Source organism: Nocardia amamiensis NBRC 102102 (assembly GCF_001612745.1).
Classification (GTDB): Bacteria; Actinomycetota; Actinomycetes; order Mycobacteriales; family Mycobacteriaceae; genus Nocardia; species Nocardia amamiensis.
This window is the reverse complement of record NZ_BDBA01000353.1, coordinates 1-3,863: the sequence shown is the minus strand read 5'-3', so window position 1 is coordinate 3,863 and position 3,863 is coordinate 1. Positions and strand designations below refer to the sequence as shown.

4 protein-coding genes are annotated in these 3,863 nt (G+C 64.2%); 3 read left to right on the top strand and 1 reads right to left on the bottom strand.

From position 1 onward, the window contains the following. The first annotated feature begins 20 nt into the window (after window positions 1-20). From NA4_RS37495 to NA4_RS37485, 3 genes are all read left to right on the top strand, one after another. Entirely contained in the window at window positions 21-1,400 is a 1,380-nt protein-coding gene (locus tag NA4_RS37495) for an IS1380 family transposase (protein ID WP_067480863.1), read from the top strand. Between the two features lie 272 nt (window positions 1,401-1,672). Then, window positions 1,673-2,149 carry a helix-turn-helix domain-containing protein gene (locus tag NA4_RS39865; protein WP_084497836.1) on the top strand — a complete coding sequence of 159 codons (477 nt, stop codon included), beginning with the start codon at window positions 1,673-1,675 and terminating at the stop codon, window positions 2,147-2,149. A gap of 23 nt (window positions 2,150-2,172) precedes the next feature. Next, complete coding sequence (locus NA4_RS37485; protein WP_067480857.1) at window positions 2,173-2,391, top strand: hypothetical protein; 219 nt, start codon at window positions 2,173-2,175, stop codon at window positions 2,389-2,391. Between the two features lie 124 nt (window positions 2,392-2,515). Here the strand turns inward: NA4_RS37485 and NA4_RS37480 are convergent, their stop codons facing one another. Next, window positions 2,516-3,439 (bottom strand): acyl-ACP desaturase, encoded by a 924-nt coding sequence (locus NA4_RS37480; RefSeq protein ID WP_067480854.1) that lies wholly within the window; start codon window positions 3,437-3,439, stop codon window positions 2,516-2,518. Window positions 3,440-3,863: the final 424 nt, after the last annotated feature.

The following is a 3,863-nucleotide window of genomic DNA, read 5'->3' as shown; positions in this document are numbered from 1 at the left end:
AAGTGAGGAGCACCCTTCTGGTGCGGAAGTCTATCTCGCCGTATCCGGTGTTGGTCGTGGACGGTGATGGATCCGGGGTCGTGTCGCAGGCCGGGGCGGTGTTGTTGCTGCGCACCGCGCAGCGGGTCGGCCTGGTGGAGGGCTTGTCGACGGTGCTGGCACCGTGGCGCAAACCGATGGCCACACACGATCCGGGAAAGATCGTGCTTGATCTGGCTATGTCGCTCGCGGTCGGCGGTGACTGTGTTTCGGACCTGGCACTGCTGCGGGCCGAACCGGGTGTGTTCGGTCTGGTGGCGTCGGATCCGACGGTGTCGCGGCTGGTGACCGTTCTGGCGGCTGATACGCCGAAAGCGTTGGCGGCCATTGCTTCCGCGCGTGCTGATGCACGAGCGCGGGCGTGGACGCGGGGGCATGCTCCCGATCACGGGATCGACGCCGGGCATCCGCTGCTGATCGACCTCGACGCCACCTTGACCGCCGCATACTCGGAGAAGGAAAAGGCGGCACCGACGTTCAAACGCGGTTTCGGTTTCCACCCGTTGTGGGCGTTCATCGACCACGGTGAGACCGGCACCGGCGAACCCGCCGCGGTGATGCTGCGGCCGGGTAACGCCGGGAGCAATACCGCCGCCGACCACAAACAGGTGTTGCACGAAGCCCTCGCCCAGCTGCCGTGGAACCCGTCGTGGCGGATCGGGCGGAAAGTGCTGGTGCGCACCGATTCCGGTGGCGGCACCCACGAATTCCTCGATTACTGCCACCGCCGCCGGATGCAGTACTCGATCGGATTCACCCTCACCGACGAGATCGTCGAAGCCATGGACTCCTACCTGACCGCCGCAGATTGGACACCGGCCTACGACGCCGACGGCGAAGTCCGCGACGGCGCCTGGCTCGTCGAAGCCACCGGCATCGCCGAGTTGTCAGGGTGGCCGCCGGGGATGCGGTTGATCGTCAGGAAGGAAAGGCCGCATCCCGGCGCGCAACTGCGGTTCACCGACCGCGACGGGATGCGGTTGACCGCGTTTGTCACCAACACCACCACAGGGCAGCTGCCTGACCTGGAACTACGGCACCGTCAGAGGGCTCGCTGCGAGGACCGCATCCGCGCGGCGAAGGACACCGGCTTGCGGAACCTGCCGTTCCACAGCTTCGACGCCAACCGCATTTGGCTCGCCCTGGTCGCGCTCGCGCTCGACCTGACCGCCTGGATGCAAACCCTCGCCCTCCACGACCACGAAGCACGCCGCTGGGAGCCGAAAACCCTCCGGCTACGACTGTTCTCGATCCCCGCCCGCCTGGCCCGCCACGCCCGCCGCGTCCACCTACGCCTGTCGGCCCACAACCCCTGGACCGGCCTCGCCGTCACCGCCCTCACCCGGCTGACAAGAACCTGACCAGCACAAACATCCCCTACAACCATCGAAAGGACCACCACCGGGCCCGTGGAACCCGGCAGCCAGCCCGCTGACACGGGCCGGTCAACCACACCCGCCAGCCCGGATACGATCCGAAAACCCCAATCCGAACCCGATTACGCCGGGCCACAGGCCCGGCGAAAGATCGAGGTTAGCGCCGTAAGTTGTTGTTACTGTTTGTAAGTGGTGCGGATTGGACGACCGAAGGTTGATTTGACTCTGTCCGATGTGGAGCGTGATCGGCTTGTTCGGTGGGCGCGGGGGATTCCCGGCTGGCAGAACGGGCGCGGATTGTGTTGGCGTGTGCAGAGCCTGGGGCGGTGAACAAGCAGGTTGCCGCGGATCTAGCAGTGACTGCGGTGACTGTTGGCAAATGGCGGCGGCGTTTCGTCGAGTCGCGGCTGGATGGAGTGACCGATAACCCTCGGTCGGGGCGGTCGAAGGCCGAGTTGGTGTTGACCGAGGAGGAACACCCGACGTTGCAGCGCTGGGCGCGGCGGCCGAAAACCGCACAGGCGCTGGCTTTTCGGGTGCGGATCGTGCTCGCCTGTGCGGGTGGTGCGGCGAACAAGGAGGTGGCCACCGTGTTGAGGACACGGGAGCAGACGGTGGCCCGGTGGCGTGGCCGGTTGGTAAGCGACAGGCTGGCCGACGAGCCGCGGCCGGGCGCCCCACGCACGATCACCGATGACGAGGTCGAACAGGTCATCGTGAAGACGCTCGAATAGGTTCCGGCGGGCGGGGATACGCATTGGTCGACGCGGGGCATGGTCAGGGCGACCGGCCTGTCGCAGTCAGCGATTTGGCGGATCTGGCGTGCGTTCGGCTCAAGCCGCATCTGGTGGACACCTGGAAGCTGTCAACGGATCCGCAGTTCATCGAGAAGGTCCGTGACGTGGTCGGCCTGTACCTGGATCCACCTGCAGCCGCACTGGCGTATGCGATGCTGCGTCGAGTGGGCTCTGTGTGAGCCGTTGTCGATTGCGCGGCCCTGTCCATGCCGAATTATTTGCAAAAAGTCTGGCTGGCTAAAGAATCCGCAATCTCGAAATTGTGGTGAGGCGGGTACGAGTGAGGTGGCGGTTCTGGCGGCTTCAGCGGGCCAGGAGGTGAGCGCGTTGCTCTTCGAAGCAGATCACGTCGCGGCCGAGTTTGTCGAGGTATTCGGCGAGTTCGTCGCGGCTTTGGTTGCCGCGGCCAGTGAAGTCGGTGCGGCCGAAGACGTTCCAGGTTCGCAGCACGGGCGTCAGGACCTCGTCGAGGTGTTGGCGTAGGTCGTAGATGCCGTGTTTGACCATCAGCACGCCGTTTCGTCGCCAGTTCGGCATACCGTATCCGGGCATGGTGAAGTTCTTGACGACGTTGGTGACCGCCTCGATGGTCTGGTCGGGTGTCAGATCGAACGCGGCAGCGGTGAGCGTGCGATAGAAGATCATGTGCAGGTTCTCGTCGGCCGCGATTCGCGCGAGCATATGGTCGGCAATGGGGTCGCCACACACTCGGCCGGTGGAACGGTGACGGATGCGGGTGGCCAGCTCCTGGACGGTGACGTAGGCGACCTGATCGAGCACTCCGCCGAAGTGGTCGGGGGCGTGGCCACTGCGGGTCATGTGCACCATTCGATCGCGCTCCAACGCCCCCGCGTCGACCGCACGGGCGACGATCAGATAGTCGCGCATGGCGATGGCGTGGCGGTTTTCTTCTGCGGTCCAGCGGCGGACCCACGTTCTCCATGCGCTGTCGAGGGGGAAGTGCTCGGCGATGGGCTGGTGATAGGAGGGCAGGTTGTCCTCGGTGAGGAGGTTGGTGATCATGGCGATCTTGGCTACTTCGGTCAACCGAGACTGTTCGGGATCCCAATCGACGCTGGCAGAGGCGGCGAAGGTGCGGCGGCTGTCCGCGGGCACGTAGTTGTGCGGATTCCAGTCCTTGGCTGTGGAAAGGTGTCGATCGAGATTCTTCGCTACTACCGGTTCCAGCTCGGTGAGCAACTCCAACTGCGTCAAATCTCTTGGCATGGCATACCTTTCGAAAACGGTACTCGCTGAGCCTCGCGAGGGTGAGTTGCTGTAGTAGCGGTGTTGCGCGTCGGCACTCGGGACAAGCCAGACGGCGTGCATCACCGCTGGTGCCTGCTGCGCCCGGCGAGTGTGGGGTTGGCCTTGTTCGTTCCCCACATGTAGACACATTGACGTGCCACACCACGATGCCGGTCGATGGCGTTTGACGTTTCCACACGTGCGACTCAACGCCTATGGGGGAAACGCCTACGGTTCACCCGCGCCGTGAGCGAAAGTGCTCATGTGTTCTTTCGTGTTTCGCGCAACGCGGTGATTCTGGAGCTGCGAGCAGTATGAGTGTGCTGGTCAGGGCTTGCGGGCTGATAAGCCGAACGCCTGATCATGCTTATACAAATGTGATTCATCTCGCTCTGTGCCTTAG